The organism is Streptomyces sp. NPDC002588 (assembly GCF_040295925.1).
Classification (GTDB): Bacteria; Actinomycetota; Actinomycetes; order Streptomycetales; family Streptomycetaceae; genus Streptomyces.
Genome location: NZ_JBEOWF010000055.1, coordinates 44,194 through 61,444, shown reverse-complemented (window position 1 = coordinate 61,444; position 17,251 = coordinate 44,194). Strand labels below are relative to the sequence as shown.

Annotated in this window: 13 protein-coding genes and 1 riboswitch; of the genes, 7 read left to right on the top strand and 6 right to left on the bottom strand. The window is 72.6% G+C overall.

All coding sequences use genetic code 11. The annotated features are described in order from the left end of the window. Positions 1–119: 119 nt before the first annotated feature. A complete protein-coding gene (locus ABT057_RS42095; RefSeq protein ID WP_352349343.1) occupies positions 120–1,250 on the bottom strand; it encodes an ATP-binding protein in 1,131 nt (376 codons plus the stop codon). A gap of 158 nt (positions 1,251–1,408) precedes the next feature. On the opposite strand from ABT057_RS42095, the gene ABT057_RS42090 reads away from it, so the two are divergent. After that, positions 1,409–2,803, top strand: a complete 1,395-nt coding sequence (locus ABT057_RS42090) for an SWIM zinc finger family protein (protein WP_352349342.1) — start codon at positions 1,409–1,411, stop codon at positions 2,801–2,803. Positions 2,804–2,825: 22 nt separating this feature from the next. Further along, on the top strand, positions 2,826–4,478 hold the full coding sequence (locus ABT057_RS42085; protein ID WP_352349340.1) for a DUF5691 domain-containing protein: 1,653 nt from the start codon (positions 2,826–2,828) through the stop codon (positions 4,476–4,478). Here the strand turns inward: ABT057_RS42085 and icmB are convergent. Further along, on the bottom strand, positions 4,456–4,872 hold the full coding sequence (gene icmB, locus ABT057_RS42080) for a coenzyme B12-dependent isobutyryl CoA mutase small subunit (RefSeq protein WP_352349338.1): 417 nt from the start codon (positions 4,870–4,872) through the stop codon (positions 4,456–4,458). The genes ABT057_RS42085 and icmB overlap by 23 nt on opposite strands. Positions 4,873–5,287: 415 nt before the next feature. On the opposite strand from icmB, the gene ABT057_RS42075 reads away from it, so the two are divergent. Both ABT057_RS42075 and ABT057_RS42070 read left to right on the top strand, forming a co-directional pair. Continuing rightward, positions 5,288–6,214, top strand: coding sequence for a lipase family alpha/beta hydrolase (locus ABT057_RS42075; RefSeq protein WP_352349336.1), 927 nt, complete (start codon positions 5,288–5,290; stop codon positions 6,212–6,214). Between the two features lie 189 nt (positions 6,215–6,403). Next, the gene (locus ABT057_RS42070) at positions 6,404–7,948 is read left to right on the top strand and encodes a M23 family metallopeptidase (protein ID WP_352349334.1); all 1,545 of its coding nucleotides are present in this window, start codon (positions 6,404–6,406) and stop codon (positions 7,946–7,948) included. 73 nt (positions 7,949–8,021) lie between these two features. On the opposite strand, the gene pcrA is transcribed toward ABT057_RS42070, so the two are convergent. Then, complete coding sequence (pcrA, locus tag ABT057_RS42065; protein WP_352349332.1) at positions 8,022–10,541, bottom strand: DNA helicase PcrA; 2,520 nt, start codon at positions 10,539–10,541, stop codon at positions 8,022–8,024. Positions 10,542–10,772: 231 nt separating this feature from the next. Continuing rightward, positions 10,773–10,946: riboswitch (cyclic di-AMP (ydaO/yuaA leader) on the top strand. Between the two features lie 8 nt (positions 10,947–10,954). Here pcrA and ABT057_RS42060 point away from each other — a divergent pair. Continuing rightward, entirely contained in the window at positions 10,955–12,112 is a 1,158-nt protein-coding gene (locus tag ABT057_RS42060) for a C40 family peptidase (RefSeq protein WP_352349330.1), read from the top strand. A gap of 93 nt (positions 12,113–12,205) precedes the next feature. Then, the gene (locus ABT057_RS42055; protein WP_352349328.1) at positions 12,206–13,180 is read left to right on the top strand and encodes a tellurite resistance/C4-dicarboxylate transporter family protein; all 975 of its coding nucleotides are present in this window, start codon (positions 12,206–12,208) and stop codon (positions 13,178–13,180) included. Here the strand turns inward: ABT057_RS42055 and ABT057_RS42050 are convergent. Beyond that, positions 13,158–13,511, bottom strand: a complete 354-nt coding sequence (locus ABT057_RS42050) for a hypothetical protein (protein ID WP_352349326.1) — start codon at positions 13,509–13,511, stop codon at positions 13,158–13,160. The genes ABT057_RS42055 and ABT057_RS42050 overlap by 23 nt on opposite strands. Before the next feature lie 515 nt (positions 13,512–14,026). Between ABT057_RS42050 and ABT057_RS42045 the strand changes: the two genes are divergently transcribed. After that, positions 14,027–15,115, top strand: coding sequence for a C40 family peptidase (locus ABT057_RS42045; protein WP_352349377.1), 1,089 nt, complete (start codon positions 14,027–14,029; stop codon positions 15,113–15,115). Between the two features lie 44 nt (positions 15,116–15,159). On the opposite strand, the gene ABT057_RS42040 is transcribed toward ABT057_RS42045, so the two are convergent. Beyond that, entirely contained in the window at positions 15,160–15,906 is a 747-nt protein-coding gene (locus ABT057_RS42040) for a LuxR C-terminal-related transcriptional regulator (RefSeq protein ID WP_352349324.1), read from the bottom strand. Continuing rightward, positions 15,903–17,231, bottom strand: a complete 1,329-nt coding sequence (locus ABT057_RS42035; RefSeq protein WP_502974053.1) for an ATP-binding protein — start codon at positions 17,229–17,231, stop codon at positions 15,903–15,905. Before ABT057_RS42035 ends, ABT057_RS42040 begins: the two co-directional genes overlap by 4 nt. Positions 17,232–17,251: the final 20 nt, after the last annotated feature.

Genomic DNA, 17,251 nt, shown 5'->3' with positions numbered 1-17,251 from the left:
CGTCCCCGGTCCTCACCTTCGGACGTGGCCGCGCCGGTTCCGGCCGTCAGGCCGGACCGTCATCCGTGCTCACCGGCGGGGCCATGTCGAGTCGTCCCCGTTGCCGTTTCCGTTCCCGTTCACGTGCTCACCTCCCTGCATGCTCGATAGAAGTCGGTCCAGCCGTCCCGCTCGCGGACCACCGTCTCCAGGTACTCCTGCCAGACGACCCGGTCCGCGGCCGGATCACGGACGACCGCCCCGAGGATTCCGGCGGCGACGTCCCCCGGCCGCAGCGCGCCGTCGCCGAAGTGCGCGGCCAGCGCGAGGCCGCCGGTGACGACGGAGATGGCTTCGGCCGTGGACAACGTGCCGCTCGGAGACTTCAGCCTGGTTCGGCCGTCGGCGGTGATGCCGTCGCGCAGCTCGCGGAAGACGGTCACCACGCGGCGGATCTCGTCGACCCCGTCGGGGACGGCCGGCAGCTCGAGGGAGCGGCCGATCTGGTCGACACGCCGCGCCACGATGTCGACCTCGGCGTCGACACTCGCCGGCAGCGGCAGCACCACCGTGTTGAAGCGGCGGCGCAGGGCGCTGGACAGTTCATTGACCCCGCGGTCCCGATCGTTGGCAGTGGCGATCAGGTTGAAGCCGCGAACCGCCTGAACCTCCTGCCCCAGTTCAGGTATCGGCAGCGTCTTCTCCGACAGGATGGTGATGAGTGTGTCCTGTACGTCGGCCGGAACGCGAGTCAATTCCTCGACGCGGACCGTCGCCCCTTCCGCCATGGCCCGCATCACCGGGGACGGCACCAGGGCGTCCCGGCTCGGGCCGTGCGCCAGCAGCTGCGCGTAGTTCCAGCCGTAGCGGATCGCCTCCTCCGGAGTGCCCGCCGTGCCCTGCACCAGCAGGGTCGAGTCGCCGCTGACCGCCGCGGCCAGATGCTCGGACACCCAGGTCTTGGCGGTGCCGGGCACGCCGAGCAGGAGCAGGGCGCGGTCAGTGGCGAGCGTGGAGACGGCGACCTCGACGATCCGCCGCGGGCCCACGTACTTCGGCGTGATCACCGTGCCGTCCGGCAGGGTGCCGCCGAGGAGGTAGGTGGCGACCGCCCACGGCGACAGCTTCCAGCGGGCCGGGCGCGGGCGGTCGTCCTGCTGGGCGAGCGCGGTGAGTTCGGCGGCGAAGGCGTGCTCGGCGTGCGGCCGCAACGCCTGCGCCGGGGGTTGCTGACAGGGTTTCGGGAACGTCGGGTCTACGGACACGGACATGGCTGAGGTCCCCCTCCGGCTCGGCCGGTTCGGATCTGGTGTCCACCGTGCACCACGCCACTGACAATGCGATCCGACCTGCGGAAACGTCCCGGAGCGGGACGCTCGCCGAAGGCTCGCGTGACCGATTGTCAGTGGGTGGATCTACCTTCGACGACATGACTCAGCAGGGGGCGCGCTGGACCGCGGACCAGGTGCTGGCACTGGCACCTGACGCCGCGTCGCGCAAAGCGGCGAGCAAACTCGGCGTGCCCGGCCCGTGGTCCGGGGCGGGCAGTTCTCGGGAGGGGGCCGTGTGGGGGGTGTGCGGGGGCAGTGGCGGCGTGCCGTACCGGGCGGTCGTGGACACCGCGGAGCCGTCCGGAGCGGGCGGCTCACCCGCCTCCGGCCCGGCGTGCGACTGCAGTTGCCCGAGCCGCAAGTCCCCGTGCAAGCACGTGCTCGGGCTGCTGCTGCTCTGGTCGGGCGGCCAGTCGGCCGTGCCGGCGGGGCGGGCGCCGGACTGGGCCGAGGAGTGGCTCGCGGGGCGTCGCGGGCGGGCGCGCGGGACAGGGGAGGCGGGAGCGGCGGACCCCGCGGTTCCGGACGCGGGAGCGGCGGGTTCCGCGGCTTCGGAGGCGGCCCGCAGGAGAGCGGAGCGGCGCGCCGAGCGGATCACCGCGGGGGCGACGGAGTTGGAACAGCGCCTGGCCGACGTCCTGCGCTCCGGTCTGGCCACCGCCGAGCAGACGGGCCACGCGCTGTGGGAGGAGACGGCGGCCCGCATGGTCGACGCCCAGGCCCCCGGACTGGCGTCGCGAGTACGGGAGTTGGGGTCGATCCCCGGGTCCGGGCCCGGCTGGCCGGCGCGGCTGCTGGAGGAGTGCGCGCTGCTCCACCTCCTCGGCCAGGGCTGGCTGCGCCGCGACCGGCTCCCGGGGCCCCTGGCCGCCACGGTCCGCACCCGTGTCGGTCTGTCCGCCTCGCCCGACGGCCCGCCGCTGCGCGACCACTGGCTGGTTCTCGCCCAGTACGACCTGGCGGACCCGAAGCTGACGACCCGCCGCGTCTGGCTGCACGGCACCGCCTCGGGCCGCACCGCGCTCGTCCTCTCCTACGGCGCCGCCGGCCGTGCTCCCGACCTCGCCCTGCCGGTCGGCCTGGCCCTGGACGCGGAGCTGTCCGCCTACCCGGGCGCCGGGCAGCACCGGGCGGCCCTGGGCGAACGGTTCGCCCCGCCGGCACCGACCACCGCCCGCCCACCCGGCATGACGACCACCGAGGCGGCCGCCCGCTACGGCGAGGCGCTGCGCGACGACCCGTGGCAGGACTCCGTCCCGGTCACGCTCGACGACGTCATACCGGCCCGGGACGGCGACTCCTGGCAACTGGCCGACGCCGGAGGGGACACGGCCCTGCCGCTCACCCCGGCCGCGGCCGCCCGCCCCGGCCTGTGGCGTCTGGTCGCCCTCTCGGGCGGCGCTCCCGTCAAGGTCTTCGGCGAGTGCGGCCACCGGGGCTTCAACCCGCTCACCGCGTGGCCCGCCGACGCGCGGGACCCGGTGCGCCTGTGAACACACGACAGAGGGGACCCGTATGAACGCCACCCCGACCCCCGGCGCCCCCACCGCCACCGCGTGGGAGGAGCTGGTCACCGCGGCCCTCCTGGGCACGGACCGCCGTACGCCCCCGGAAGTCGCCCCCGGCCGTTCGGCGCCGGCCGCCCTGCTGGACGCGGCGGCCGCCGAGACCGTACGGCGCCGGGCCGGGGTGCGTCCGGGCCGGGCCGCGCCCCGCCCGCACCCCGCCCCCGCCGATCCGCGCCCGGCGCTGCCCGCCGCCGCGGCCCGCAGACTCGGCCTGCTGCTCGCCGACCGCGGCTCCTCGGGCGCCGGGGGTCGCAGAAGCACCGCACCGGACCTCATGGAGCTGCTCCCGCAGTGGCTGGCGGCGGCGAACGCCCGTGGGTTCGCCGCGCCCCCCGAGTCCCTGCCCGCGCTGCTCGACGCGGCACGCGGGCGCACGGACCTGCGTCCGGCGGCGCTGAAGTTCGCCGGGCCGCGCGGTCTGTGGCTGGCCGAACTGAACCGCGACTGGCGGTTCGCACTGCGCGCGGCACCGGGCGGGGACGCCTCGCTGCCGCGCCCGGAGGAGACCGACCGGGTCGACAAGCTCTGGCAGGAGGGCCTGTTCGCCGAACGGGTCGCGCTCCTCGCGTCCCTGCGCGCCCGCGTCCCCGACGCGGCCCGCGAGTTGCTCGCGTCGACCTGGCCGGCGGAGCGCGCCGAGGACCGGCTGATGTTCCTGGACTCGCTGCGCACCGGCCTCGGCGGACGTGACGAACCGTTCCTGGAGCAGGCGTTGGACGATCGCAGCCGCAACGTACGGGCGACGGCGGCGGAGTTGCTGTCCTCGCTGCCGGAGTCGGCGCTCGCCGCACGGATGGCGGTCCGGGCCGGGGCCTGCGTGGCCGTCGACCACACGCGGGACACGCCGACGCTCGTCGTGGAGGCGCCCCATGAGTGCGACGCCGCCATGGAGCGCGACGGCGTGGCCCCGAAGGCACCGTCCGGGCGGGGCGAACGGTCGTGGTGGCTCGGCCAGTTGGTGGAGGCGGCGCCGCTCACCGCCTGGCCGGCGCGGCTGGGGGGTCGTACACCGGAGCAGATCGTCGCGCTCCCGGTGGCCGACGACTGGCTGGGCGAGCTGCACGCGGCGTGGTGCCGGGCCGCCGCACGGCAGCGGAACCCCGCCTGGTCACGGGCGCTGCTCGGGCCGCCGTCGGCGCCCGGCGCGGGCGGCCCCGGCGCGGTCTCCCTCGCCGAGCGGGCCAGACTGCTGGGCACCCTGCCGGCGGGCGAGCGGGCCGAGTGGGTGGCGGGTTTCATCGCGGCGCACGGCCTGTCGGAGGCCTTCCAGCTGCTCGGCGTGTGCGGGGTGCCCTGGGCGCTGCCGCTCGGCCGGGCCGTCGTGGACGCGCTCAACATCGCGCGGGACGCCGGCAGTTACCCCTGGAGCTTCAGCGGGGTGATGGGGCTGGCCGAACGCTGCCTCGACCCGTCGGAGGCCTCCCGTCTGGACGCCCTGCTGGCCGTACCCGACGAACCGGAGGACGCCTCGCCGGGCGCCGGGGGCTACTGGGCGGAGGCGTTCCAGCGGCTGGGGACGACGCTGCGGTTGCGGGCGGTGATGACACAGGAGCTGGGGGAGATACCGGTGACCGGCTCTACGCCCCCGCCGGCTGCGTGACATTGGCCTTGACCCAGTCCACGATCGAGGCGGTGGTCGCCCCCGGGGTGAAGACCTCCGCGACCCCCTTGGCCTTCAGGGTCGCGATGTCCCCCTCGGGGATGATCCCGCCGCCGAAGACCAGGATGTCGGCCGCGTCCCGTTCCTCGAGGAGTTCGATCACCGCGGCGAAGAGCGTGTTGTGCGCGCCGGAGAGGATGGACAGTCCGATCGCGTCGGCGTCCTCCTGGATCGCCGTGTCGACGATCTGCTCGGGGGTCTGGTGGAGCCCGGTGTAGATGACCTCCACGCCGGCGTCGCGCAGCGCCCGGGCGATCACCTTGGCGCCGCGGTCGTGGCCGTCGAGTCCCGGCTTGGCCACCACCACGCGGATCGGGCCGGCTGCCACACCCATCACTGCCTCCCTGAAGCGGGCTCCCCGGAAGGGTTCCCTGAAGCGGGCGCCCGGAAGCGGGCCTGCTGCGGCGGGTTCCCGAAAGCGGCTACGTCCATCGTCGCCGGAGCGGGCACCCTGTGCCACATATCCGAAAAGTGAACGAACGTTATCGCCGACATCCTCCAACCGGCAGTTTCATGGCCCGGACCGAGGGGGAAATCACATGATGGGACAGAAACGGGAGCCGCAAAGAGGTCGCCGTACCGCCGCGCCGCAGGCCGCGCGCCGCGGCGGTACGGCGCATCGGCGTAGGCGCGGCGGGCGCCCGGGGCCAACGGCCCCTCCGCCGCCCGGGCCGATCTCCTTCGCCGCGACTTCCACGAGGGCACACGGGGGACGAAGACGTCCCCAGCGTGCCGACAGGAGGTCGGCGATGCGGGTCACCAGGGTGCTGCAGCCCTTTCTTCCGCTGTGTCAGCGTCTGCTGCCGGGCCTGCCGAGCCTGCCAGGTCTGCCGGCCAGGCTGGCCGGACTCTCCACCGCCCTCCTGAAGGCCACCGTCCTGGACCTCGCGATCCTCGCCGGTCACCTGCTGCTCTACCCCTCCGGCATCACGCAGGAGCGCCGCCTCCCGGCCCTCCCCCCGGCAGAAAAAGACGCCATCGGCGAAAATGGCACCGAGTGCCCAGCCCAGCTGCCCACCCAGGCCCTGCCCCCGGTCGTCCTGCTGCACGGCTTCATCGACAACCGCTCCGTCTTCGTCCTGCTGCGCCGCAGCCTCGCCCAGCACGGCAGGCACCGCGTGGAGTCGCTCAACTACTCCCCTCTGACCTGCGACATCCGTACGGCGGCCGAGCTGCTCGGGAAGCACATAGAGGAGATCTGCGCGCGCACCGGCAGCAGCCGGGTCGACGTGGTCGGGCACAGCCTCGGCGGCCTGATAGCCCGCTACTACGTACAGCGGCTGGGCGGTGACGTCCGGGTCCGCACGCTGGTCACGCTGGGCACCCCGCACTCCGGCACCCGCGTGGCGCCACTGGCCAACGCCCACCCGATCGTGCGCCAGATGCGCCCCGGCTCGGAGGTGCTCGAGGAACTGTCCCGCCCCGCGCCCGGCTGCCGTACGCGCTTCGTCAGCTTCTGGAGCGACCTCGACCACCTGATGGTCCCGCTGGAGACGGCCTGCATCGACCACCCCGACCTGCTTGCGCAGAACGTCCGGGTGACCGGCATCGGCCACCTCGCCCTGCCCGTCCATCCGGCGGTCGCGACCGGCATACGGCAGGCCCTGGACACCTTGGACGCCCCGGAAACGGCGACCGCGGCCGCCGCGCACCCGGGCGGACTCACGGTCGCCTGACCCGAATCCCGAAAATCGAACGCATTTCGAACGTAGGGCCAAACCCGCGCCCGCCGTCCCCCGAAACACGGCCGAATGCCCGTTTCCTTCGAGCGCGAAACCTGCGGAAGATTGTCGCGCCCGCATACCGCCGGGTACAGTCGCCGCACTGCTCTGGCAGCCCCTGTAGTCGAGGCGAGAGAGAAGTTGGTGAACGACCGTCACCCGTCGGGGACCATGACCCCGGCTCCGGCTTCCGACGCCGACTCCGCGCCCTACGCGTCGTACGGCACCCAGGAAGCCCACTACGACGGCTACACCTCGTACCCCGCCTACGACACCGTCGTCCACGGCAGCGGCGACTTCGCGGCCGACCCCCTCTTCGGCAGCCTCCCCGGCGACGGCACCGGCACGCACACGACCACCGGCGCGTACGACGACACGCAGTGGAGCACCGGCGCCCACGCGACCACGCTGGACACCGGCGGTCACCAGTTCCACGACACGGGCGGCCACCACACCCTGAACCACGACCCGTACGCGGCCCAGCACCACGCCGTCTACGACTCGGGTGCCTACGACACGACCGGCTGGCCGACCGACCAACAGCAGTACCTGTCGGCCGTCCCGTCCCAGCCCGGCGCGCCCGACACCAGCGGCCACTGGGACGCGAACGCCTGGCTGCAGCCCGACCAGTCCGGCGGGCCGGCCGACCGGACCCAGCACTGGGAATGGGGCACGCAGGCCTTCGACACCGGCGCCTACGACGCCACCCAGTGGAACTCCGACGGCGGCGAGACCGGCTCCGCGTCCGACGAGTACGGGCAGTCGGCCGAGATCCCCTTCGACCAGCAGGCCGCCGCAGCCTTCGAGACCGTCGGACCCGACGAACAGCCGGGCGACGGCGGCGAGCCGGCCGCCACCGGTGAGCTCGCGGCCGTGGACCTGCCCCTGCTGGACGGCCAGGAGGAGGTCCCCCCGGCCCCCACCCGCGCCGCCGCCCGGGCCGCGAACCGTTCCCGCCGCCGTACGCCCGCCAGGCGCTCCGCGCTGCTGACCGTGGCCGTGCCCTCCGCGTGCGTGATGGGCGTCGCCGGGATCGCCGCAGCTTCCGTCGGCACCCTGACCGGCGGCGACAGCGACAAGGACACGACGGCATCCGCCTCGGACGCGCAGGCGGTGAAACCGTCAGCCGCCAACAACAAGCTGGACTCCCAGCTCGACACCCTCAGCGCCGAGGCCGACGACTTCGCCGACCGGGCCAGCCGGACGCAGGAGCGCATCGACCTCAAGGCACAGCAGGAGGCCGAGCAGAAGAAGGCGGCGGCGGAGGCGGCCCGCAAGGAACGGCTGCGCCCCAAGTACGCCCTCCCGGTCGCCCAGCGCGGACTGAGCGCCTACTTCGGCCAGGCCGGCGTCAACTGGATGTCCCAGCACACCGGCATCGACTTCCCCGTGTCGTACGGCACGACGGTGATGGCGGCGACCGACGGCACCGTACGGACACAGTGGAACAGCGCCTACGGCAACATGCTGATATTGACGGCGAAGGACGGCACGGAGACCTGGTACTGCCACCTCTCCAGCTACCGCGTCGCCTCCGGCACGACGGTGAAGGCCGGCGAGCCGGTGGCGTACTCCGGGAACTCCGGCAACTCCACCGGCCCGCATCTGCACTTCGAGGTCCGGCCGGCCGGCGGCTCGCCGATAGACCCGCTGCCGTGGCTGCGCAGCCACGGGCTCGACCCGACGTGACCCGGCCCGCCTCGCCCTGAGCCCCCGCCCTCGAAGCGGGGGCTCACTTCATGCGGTCACAGCCTTCATGCGGTCACAGTTTCTCCACCGGCGCGTACCGCAGCAGCAGCCGCTTCGGCTTGGTGTCGCCGAAGTCGATCGTCGCTTCCGCGTTCGCCCCCGTGCCGTTCACTCCGACGACCGTGCCGAGCCCGAACTGGTCGTGGGTGACGCGGTCGCCGACGGCGAGTGAGACCACCGGCTTCTCCGCCGTCGCCCGGCGGGTCGCGAAACCCGAGGCACCGGCCGCCGAGGAGCGCGAACGGGAGGACGAGAGCGACGCCGCCACCCCGGAGACGGGACCGGAGGACACCGGCGCGGTCGCCCCGGTCCGCTTCCAGTCCACATGCGTCGCCGGGATCTCCTCCAGGAACCGGGAGGGCGGGTTGTACGACGGCTGCCCCCAGGCGCTGCGCAGCGACGACCGGGTGAGATACAGCCGCTCACGCGCGCGGGTGATGCCGACGTACGCGAGCCGGCGCTCCTCCTCCAGTTCCTTCGTCTGGCCGAGGGCGCGCATGTGCGGAAAGACGCCGTCCTCCATGCCGGTGAGGAAGACGACCGGGAACTCCAGGCCCTTGGCGGTGTGCAGGGTCATCAGGGTGATGACTCCGGAGCCTTCCTCGTCCTCGTCGGGGATCTGGTCTGAGTCGGCGACGAGCGCGACCCGCTCCAGGAAGGCGGCCAGTCCGGCCGGCGTCTCGTCCTCCCCGGTCTCCTGCTCGAACTCCAGGGCCACGGCGGCGAGTTCCTGGAGGTTCTCGATCCGGGTCTCGTCCTGCGGGTCGGTGGAGGCCTGCAACTCGGCGAGGTAGCCGGTGCGTTCGAGCACCGCCTCCAGGACCGTCGCCGGACCCGCACCCGACTCGACGATCGTGCGCAGCTCCTCCATCAGCACGTTGAACCGCTTCACGGCGTTGGTGGACCGCGCGGCCATGCCGTACGCCTCGTCGACCCGCTTGAGCGCCTGCGGGAAGCTGATCTTCTCCCGCTGGGAGAGGGCGTCGATCATCGCCTCGGCCCGCTCGCCGATGCCGCGCTTGGGCACGTTGAGGATCCGGCGCAGCGGGACGGAGTCCTCCGGGTTGGCGAGGACACGCAGGTAGGCCAGGACGTCCCGGACCTCCTTGCGCTCGTAGAAGCGGACTCCGCCGACGACCTTGTAGGGCAGGCCGACCCGGATGAAGACCTCTTCGAAGACACGGGACTGGGCGTTGGTGCGGTAGAAGACGGCGACGTCACCGGCCTTCGCGTCACCCGCGTCGGTCAGTCGGTCTATCTCGTCGGCGACGAACTGCGCCTCGTCATGCTCGGTGTCGGCGACGTAGCCGGTGATGCGGGCGCCCGCGCCCGCGTTGGTCCACAGGTTCTTGGGGCGGCGCGACTCGTTGCGCTCGATGACCGCGTTGGCGGCCGACAGGATCGTCTGCGTGGAGCGGTAGTTCTGCTCCAGGAGGATCGTCGTCGCGTCCGGGTAGTCCTCCTCGAACTGGAGGATGTTGCGGATCGTCGCACCCCGGAAGGCGTAGATCGACTGGTCGGCGTCACCCACGACACACAGCTCGGCCGGCGTCACGTCGTACTCGCTCGGCGGTACGTCGACGGGGTGCTCGGCGGTGCCGACCAGCTCCCTGACCAGGGCGTACTGGGCGTGGTTGGTGTCCTGGTACTCGTCGACCATGACATGGCGGAAGCGGCGGCGGTAGTGCTCGGCGACGTCAGGGAAGGCACGCAGCAGGTTGACCGTCGTCATGATCAGGTCGTCGAAGTCGAGGGCGTTCGCCTCGCGCAGCCGTGACTGGTACATGGCGTAGGCCTGGGCGAGGGTCTTCTCGAAGCCGTCGGTGGCCTGTGCGGCGAAGTCCTCCTCGTCGATCAGCTCGTTCTTCAGGTTGCTGATCTTGGCGCTGAAGGACTTGGGCGGGTAGCGCTTGGGGTCGAGGTCCAGGTCGCGGCAGACCAGGGCCATCAGGCGCTTGGAGTCCGCGGCGTCGTAGATCGAGAAGGAGGACGTGAAGCCGAGCTTCTTCGACTCGCGCCTGAGGATCCGCACGCACGCGCTGTGGAAGGTCATCACCCACATCGCGTTCGCCCGCGGGCCCACGAGCTGCTCGACGCGCTCCTTCATCTCGCCCGCGGCCTTGTTGGTGAAGGTGATCGCGAGGATCTGGCCGGGGTGGACATGGCGCTCGGCGAGCAGGTGGGCGATGCGGTGGGTGAGCACGCGGGTCTTGCCGGAGCCGGCGCCGGCGACGATGAGCAGGGGGGTGCCGGCGTGGACGACGGCCGCGCGCTGGTTGTCGTTGAGCCCCTCGAGGAGCGCCGCCGCGTCGACCACCGGGCGGGGGGCGCCGTCGCGGTAGTAGGCGTCCCGGTCGCCGGCGTCCGGGTGGTGGGCGGTCCCGCCGGGAGGCACGTCGAACTTCCCGCCGAACAGATCGTCCGGAACCGGCTCCGGTCCGTGATCGTCCTCGGGCGGCGGCGGGGGTTCCTCCTCATGGGCACGGGGGCCCTGGAGGTCCGCCAGGAAGCTGTCGTCAAAGAGGCTGCTCATCGCTCTCCGAGTCTAGGGTGCCCCACCGACAACGCGCCGCCCTCCCCGGAACATCCCCGCTCTCACCTTCCGGGGCGGAGATATCACAGCACGTGATCTCGCGTGCGGTCTTCGCTCAAGGTCACGAAAATGTATCGGGCATATCGCCCATCAACCTTCACAGAGGCCACACCAGTTGGCTACCGTGCCGGGCAGGCCAAACGGATCCCCACCGGCGAACCTCGCCGGGCCGCACGGCCTCCGCCGAGTCCGGTGCGCCCCCTGTGCGGCAGCCGGAGCCGGGGACCCACCGAACCTCTGGGGTGAATCGGCCCGACTCCCCTCCCGGGAAGGGCCGTAGGGCGCCCTTCCGAACCATCCGCCCGAACCCGACAGCTAACCCGGTAGGCGGATGATGGAAGGAGTCGCCTCCCTTGGCGTCGCAGCACCGCAAGCCGCGCTTCCCCGGCACCCGCGTGGCAGGCATCCGCACGCCCGCCCTCGCCACCGCCGCCCTCACGTCCGTGGCCCTGCTCTCCCAGTCGGCGAACGCCGCCCCGGCCGACGACGGCAAGCCGAGCCTGGAGGAGGTGGAGAAGAAGGTCGACGACCTCTACCGCCAGGCGGAGTCGGCGACCGAGAAGTACAACGCCGCCAAGGAGAAGACGACCAAGGAACGGGGGCGGGTCGACGGCCTCCTCGACGACGTCGCCCGGCGCACCCAGAAGCTCAACGCGGCGCGGGAGGAACTGGGTTCCTTCGCCGCCGCCCAGTACCGCACCGGCGCCTCCGCACCCGACACGGCGACCTTCCTGCTCGCGGACTCCCCGCAGGACTACTTCGACCAGACGCAGCTGATGAGCCGCCTGACCGACCGCCAGAAGGGCGCGGTCGACGACTACGTCACCGAGCAGTCGGCGACGATGAGGAAGCGGCAGGAGGCCGCCGAGAGCCTCGCCGCGCTCACCGACACGCAGAGCGACCTGAAGGCCGCAAAGACGGCCGTCCAGACGAAGCTGAGCGAGGCACGCGAGCTGCTGTCCCGGCTGACCGCCGAGGAGAAGGCGCGGCTGGCGGCGATCGAGAAGGAGAAGCAGGAGGCGGCCGCGCGCAAGGCGGCGGAGCTGGCCCGGCAGCAGGCCGCCGAACAGGCCGCCAAGGAGCAGGAGAGCGCCGCCTCCTCGGACACGTCCGCGTCGTCCTCCTCGTCCTCCGCCGACTCCTCGTCGTACACCACCAAGGCCGAGAAGGCGCTCGCCTTCGCCCGCGCGCAGATCGGCAAGCCGTACGTCTGGGGCGCGACCGGCCCCGACTCCTACGACTGCTCCGGTCTCACCCAGGCCGCCTGGAAGGCCGCGGGTGTCTCCCTCCCGCGCACCACCTACGACCAGGTGAACGCCGGCACCACCGTCTCCCTCGCCGACGCCCGCCCCGGTGACCTGGTCTTCTTCTACGACGACGTCAGCCACGTCGGCATCTACATAGGCAACGGCATGATGATCCACGCCCCGAAGCCGGGCGCGTACGTCCGCGAGGAGTCGATCTACTACGACGGCGAGTCGGGCATCTACAGCGTGGTCCGCCCGGCGTGACGCATGCGCGCGTGCACCACATGGACTGACGCACGCGCGCGTGCCCCCACTCAAGCCGCTCGGCACTAGTGCCGCGGCACTAGCATCGGCCCCATGTCCGCCTCCTCCCCCCTGCGCGCCTGGTGGGCGCGGTGTGCGCCGGCGGCCGGGGCCGCCGTGATGGCCACCGGCATCCTGTCGGTCGGACTGCACCTCGCGGGCTACGAGGCGCTGTCGCGCGTCACGCTGGCGCTGACCGTCGCCGCCTGGCTGGCGCTGGCCGCGGACTTCGCCGTACGGCTGGTGCGGGAGCGCGAACGGTGGCGGGCCGAGGCGGGCACGCCGGGGGCACTGACCGCCGTCGCCGCCACGGCCGTGCTCGGGACCCGTGTGTCGGAACTCGGCCGGCAGCCCCTGGCCGCTGTCTCACTGGCGCTGGCGGCGCTGCTGTGGCCGGTGCTGATGGGGCGCGTCTTGCGGCACTGGGAGCGGCGGATGCCCGGGGCGGTGTTCCTGTGCTGTGTGGCCACGCAGGCGCTCGCCGTGCTGGGGGCGACCCTGGCGGCGGCGGAGACGGCGGCCTGGCTCGCGCACACCGCCCTCGTGCTGTTCTGGCTGGGGCTGGTGCTCTACGCGCTGATGCTGTTCCGGTTCGACTGGCGGCAGATCGCCGAGGGCGCCGGGGATCAGTGGGTGGCGGGCGGGGCGCTCGCCATCTCGGCGCTCGCGGGCGCGAGACTCGTCGCGGCCGACGGCGGCACGCTGTACCTGTGGAACGCCGACGACCGGGGCGCGCTGCGCACGGTGACCGTGACGCTGCTGGTGCTCGCCCTGGGCTGGTACGCGGTCCTGCTCGCCGCCGAGGTCCGGTGGCCGCGGCCGCGCCACGACGTGCGGCGCTGGGCGACGGTGTTCCCGATGGGGATGACGGCGGCGGCCATGCTGTCCGTCGCCGACGCCCTCGGCGTCACCTGGCCGGAAGGGGCCGGGAAGGTGCTGCTGTGGATCGCCGTGGCGGCGTGGCTGGCCGCCTGCGTGGCCGCGTCGGCCACCGCCCGCGCGGCCCTCAGGTCCACAGGACCGCGATGAAGATGTTGGCCACGGTCAGCGCCCCGACCAGCCCGAACAGCGGCTTCTCCACCGTCTCGTCGTCGCGCTTCACATAGACCAGGCCGAGGATCACGATCAGCAGCGCCAGCTTCACGCCGATCTTGATGTTGTTGACGGGCTGGTCGTCCGCCTGGTTGAGGCCGACCAGGATCACGCCGGTGACCAGCATGGTCGCCGCGCCGTGCAGCATCGCAGGGACGAAGCGGGCCGTGCCCTGGCCCATCGCCTTCATCTGCGTGAGGAAGCCGCCCAGCAGCGCGGCGATGCCGATGATGTGCAGGCCGACGAAAAGGTGGATGAGTACGTCCATGAGCCCGGATGCTAATCATCGGGGCATCGGCACCCGACACCGGCCCTCCGGACACCGCCCCGCCACCGCTGACGGGGCATGCATGGGCGTCCCATAGCAGCCCGTCGCACCGAGGTGCCCGGGAAGCGCCGCATCGGTCAGCGCACCACGCGAATCCGACACCCCCGGCCCGGCTTCCTCGGCAGATACGGTCACCCGGCGGTCCGCTCGTGTCATTTCCGCACATCACGTTACCAACCTGACACCGACGGGCCTAGCGTCCTCCCCCAGGTGACCGGCTCCCCACCGCCGCCCGGGCCAGGGGCGGCAGTCGGCCACCACCGCCGAGAAGGTCCGGCGGCGCGCTCCGCTCCCCCTGTGCGGGCCGCCGCCGGACACGTCAGCCGCTCCCCTCGGTCGTCCGTCCGCTCCCCCGCGACGGCCGATGGGACCATCTGACAGCCGTGGCCCCGTCCGACGACCGTCGTACGACCACCGCGGCCGGGGCGGTCGTACGAAAGGACATGCACTCCCACGTGGCAGCGCACCGCAAGCCCCGTCAGCGCTCGCTCGGCGGCCGGACGGCCCGTACCGCGTTCACCCTCGCTCTCGCGGGCGCGGCGACGGCGACGGCCTTCGACGGGACCGGGCAGGCCGAGCCGAAGCTGACCACGGCGCAGGTCAAGGCCAAGGTGGACAAGCTGTACCAGGACGCGGAGGCGGCCACCGAGAAGTACAACGGCGCGCAGGAGAAGGCCACGGCCGCCGAACAGCGCCTCAGAACGCTGCGGGACGAGGCCGCCCGCAAGGAGGACAAGCTCAACTCGGCGCGCGAGGCGCTGGGTTCGATGGCCGCGGCGCAGTACCGCGACGGCGGCCTCGACCCGGCCGTACAACTCGCCCTGTCCGACGACCCCGACCGGTACCTCGACGGCGCCGCCTTCGCCGAACGCGCCGGCGACCGGCAGTCCGCCGCCGTCTCCCGCGTCCGCCACCAGCTGCGCGAGATCGAGCAACTGCGCGGCGCCGCACGCGTCGAACTCTCCTCCCTCAAGGCCCGCCAGACGGAACTGAAGACCCACAAGAAGACCATCACCGACAAGCTCGAGTCGGCCCGCCGGCTGCTGTCCCGGCTGACGGCCCCGGAACGCGCCCGCGTCGAGGCGGCCACGGGCGGCGGCGGTACGACCGAACGCGCCTCGCGCGCCTCAAGGGGCTCGACCGGCGCCCGCGACAGCCTCCAGGCGCCCGGTACGGCCCCCGCGGCTCCCGCCAACTCCCGTGCGGCCGCCGCCGTGTCCTTCGCCTACTCCAAGCTCGGCAGCCCCTACGTGTGGGGCGCCACCGGCCCCGACGCATTCGACTGCTCGGGCCTCGTCCTGGCCGCCTACCGCTCCGCCGGAATCTCCCTGCCCCGCACGACCTACGCCCAGATCGGCGCCGGCCGGCGGGTCTCCCGCTCCCAACTCCTCCCCGGCGACCTGGTGTTCTTCTACTCAGGCATCACCCATGTCGGCCTCTACATCGGCAACGGCCAGATGATCCACGCCCCGAACCCCTCGGCACCGGTACGCATCGCCCCGATCGACGAGATGCCCTTCGCGGGGGCGACGCGGGTGGTGTGAGAGCAGGTGGTCCGAGCCCAGGAGTCCCGGTGGCCCCTGGCCCGTCACACGAGCCGGCGTGCCGTCGCCCACCGCGTCAGCTCATGACGGTTGGACAGCTGGAGCTTGCGGAGCACCGCCGAGACATGGGACTCGACCGTCTTCACCGAGATGAACAGCTGCTTGGCGATCTCCTTGTAGGCATAGCCACGGGCGATGAGGCGCAGCACCTCGCGCTCGCGCTGGGTGAGACGGTCGAGGTCCTCGTCGACCGGCGGGGCGTCGGTGGAGGCGAAGGCGTCCAGGACGAACCCGGCGAGCCGGGGCGAGAAGACGGCGTCGCCCTCCTGCACCCGGAAGATCGAGTCGACCAGGTCCGTGCCCGTGATGGTCTTGGTGACATAGCCGCGGGCGCCGCCGCGGATCACCCCGATCACATCCTCCGCCGCGTCCGAGACGGACAGTGCGAGGAAACGCACCGGCTGCTCGGCGTCGGCCATCAACGGGGCGCAGCGGCGCAGCACTTCGACCCCGCCGCCACCGGGCAGGTGGACGTCCAGAAGGACCACCTCGGGCCGGGTCGCCGTGATGACGGTGACCGCCTGGTCGACGTCCGCGGCCTCACCGACGACCTCGACGCCGGTCTGCTCGGTCTGGCCGATCTCCGCCTGCACCCCCGTACGGAACATGCGGTGGTCGTCGACGAGGACCACGCGCACATGCCGCCCAGCCGTGCCTTTCCCGGAGCTCTTCTCAGGCTCGGCGGCTTCCGCCGCTCCCGCCCCCGCGTTCGTCTCGGTCGGGTCGCTCATGACGTTTTCTCCGCCCTCTCCATCTCCAGCTCGACCTCGGTGCCGCCGCCGGGGACAGCCCGCAGCCGCGCCGTGCCGCCGTTGCGCTCCATGCGGCCGATGATCGATTCTCTGACGCCCATGCGGTCGGCGGGTATCGAGTCGAGATCGAAGCCGGGGCCACGGTCCCGGACGGACACGAAGACCGTCCTGCCCTCGACTTCGGCGTAGACCTGCACGGCGCCGCCCTCGCCACCGTACTTGGCTGCGTTCACCATCGCCTCGCGCGCGGCCTGCATCTGTGCGCCCACCCGTTCGTCGAGCGGGCAGTCGCCCACGACCACGACCTCGATGGGGACGCCGTGGTTGTCCTCGACCTCGGCGGCGCTGCGCCGGACCGCGTCGGCGACCGTGGCCGGCTCGTCCTCCTCGTCCTTGCCGGTGCCCTCCGGCTTGTAGAGCCAGGTGCGCAGGTCACGCTCCTGGGCACGGGCGAGACGGCGTACCTCGCCCGCGTTCTCCGCGTTGCGCTGGATCAGGGTCAGGGTGTGCAGCACGGAGTCATGGACATGGGCGGCGACCTCGGCGCGCTCCTGGGCCCGGATGCGCATCAGACGCTCCTCGGAGAGGTCCTGGGTCATGCGGACCAGATAGGGCCCGGCGAGGAGTGTGATGCCCACGAGGACGGCGAGCGCCGCCTGCAGGACCGAGCCGAGGTGGGCGGCGGAGCCCTGCAGGACGAAGATGCCGGAGACCCCGGCGGTGACCAGGAGGACACCGGCTCCGGCGCGCAGGAGCGTGAGCGTGCGGCGCCTGCGGCCGACCTCGACCCAGCGGGCCCGCCGTGCGTTGTCCGCCTGGCGCCAGACCAGGGCGACACCCGCCCCGACGAGGACGGCGGGCACCAGATACGCCTTGGCTCCGCTGCCCAGATTCACGTTGCCCACGAAGACCATGGCGACGACGACCATGAGGAGCAGGGCGACGATCTGGCCCCTGTCCGGTCTGCGGGTGACGAGTCTGCGGCGGCCGTCGGGCGCGGTCTCCGTGGTGACGAGTGACGGTGGTTTCTGTCCGCCGACACCGCCGACGCCGAGCGGCACGAAGAACCAGAAGGCCGCGTACAACAGGGCGCCGAGGCCGTCTGCCATGAACAGGCCGACGAAGACGAGCCGCACCCATACGACGGGCAGCCCGAGATGCCCGGCGAGCCCCCGCGCCACGCCACCGAGCCAGCGTCCGTCGCTACTGCGGTAGAGCTTGCGCGGCGGCCGCGGTTCGACGAGTGGCGCTGCTGCGGCTTCCGGCATGCCAACGATGGTCACACGGCGGATGGGCCCGGGCATCAGGGTTCGCCCCGGAGACG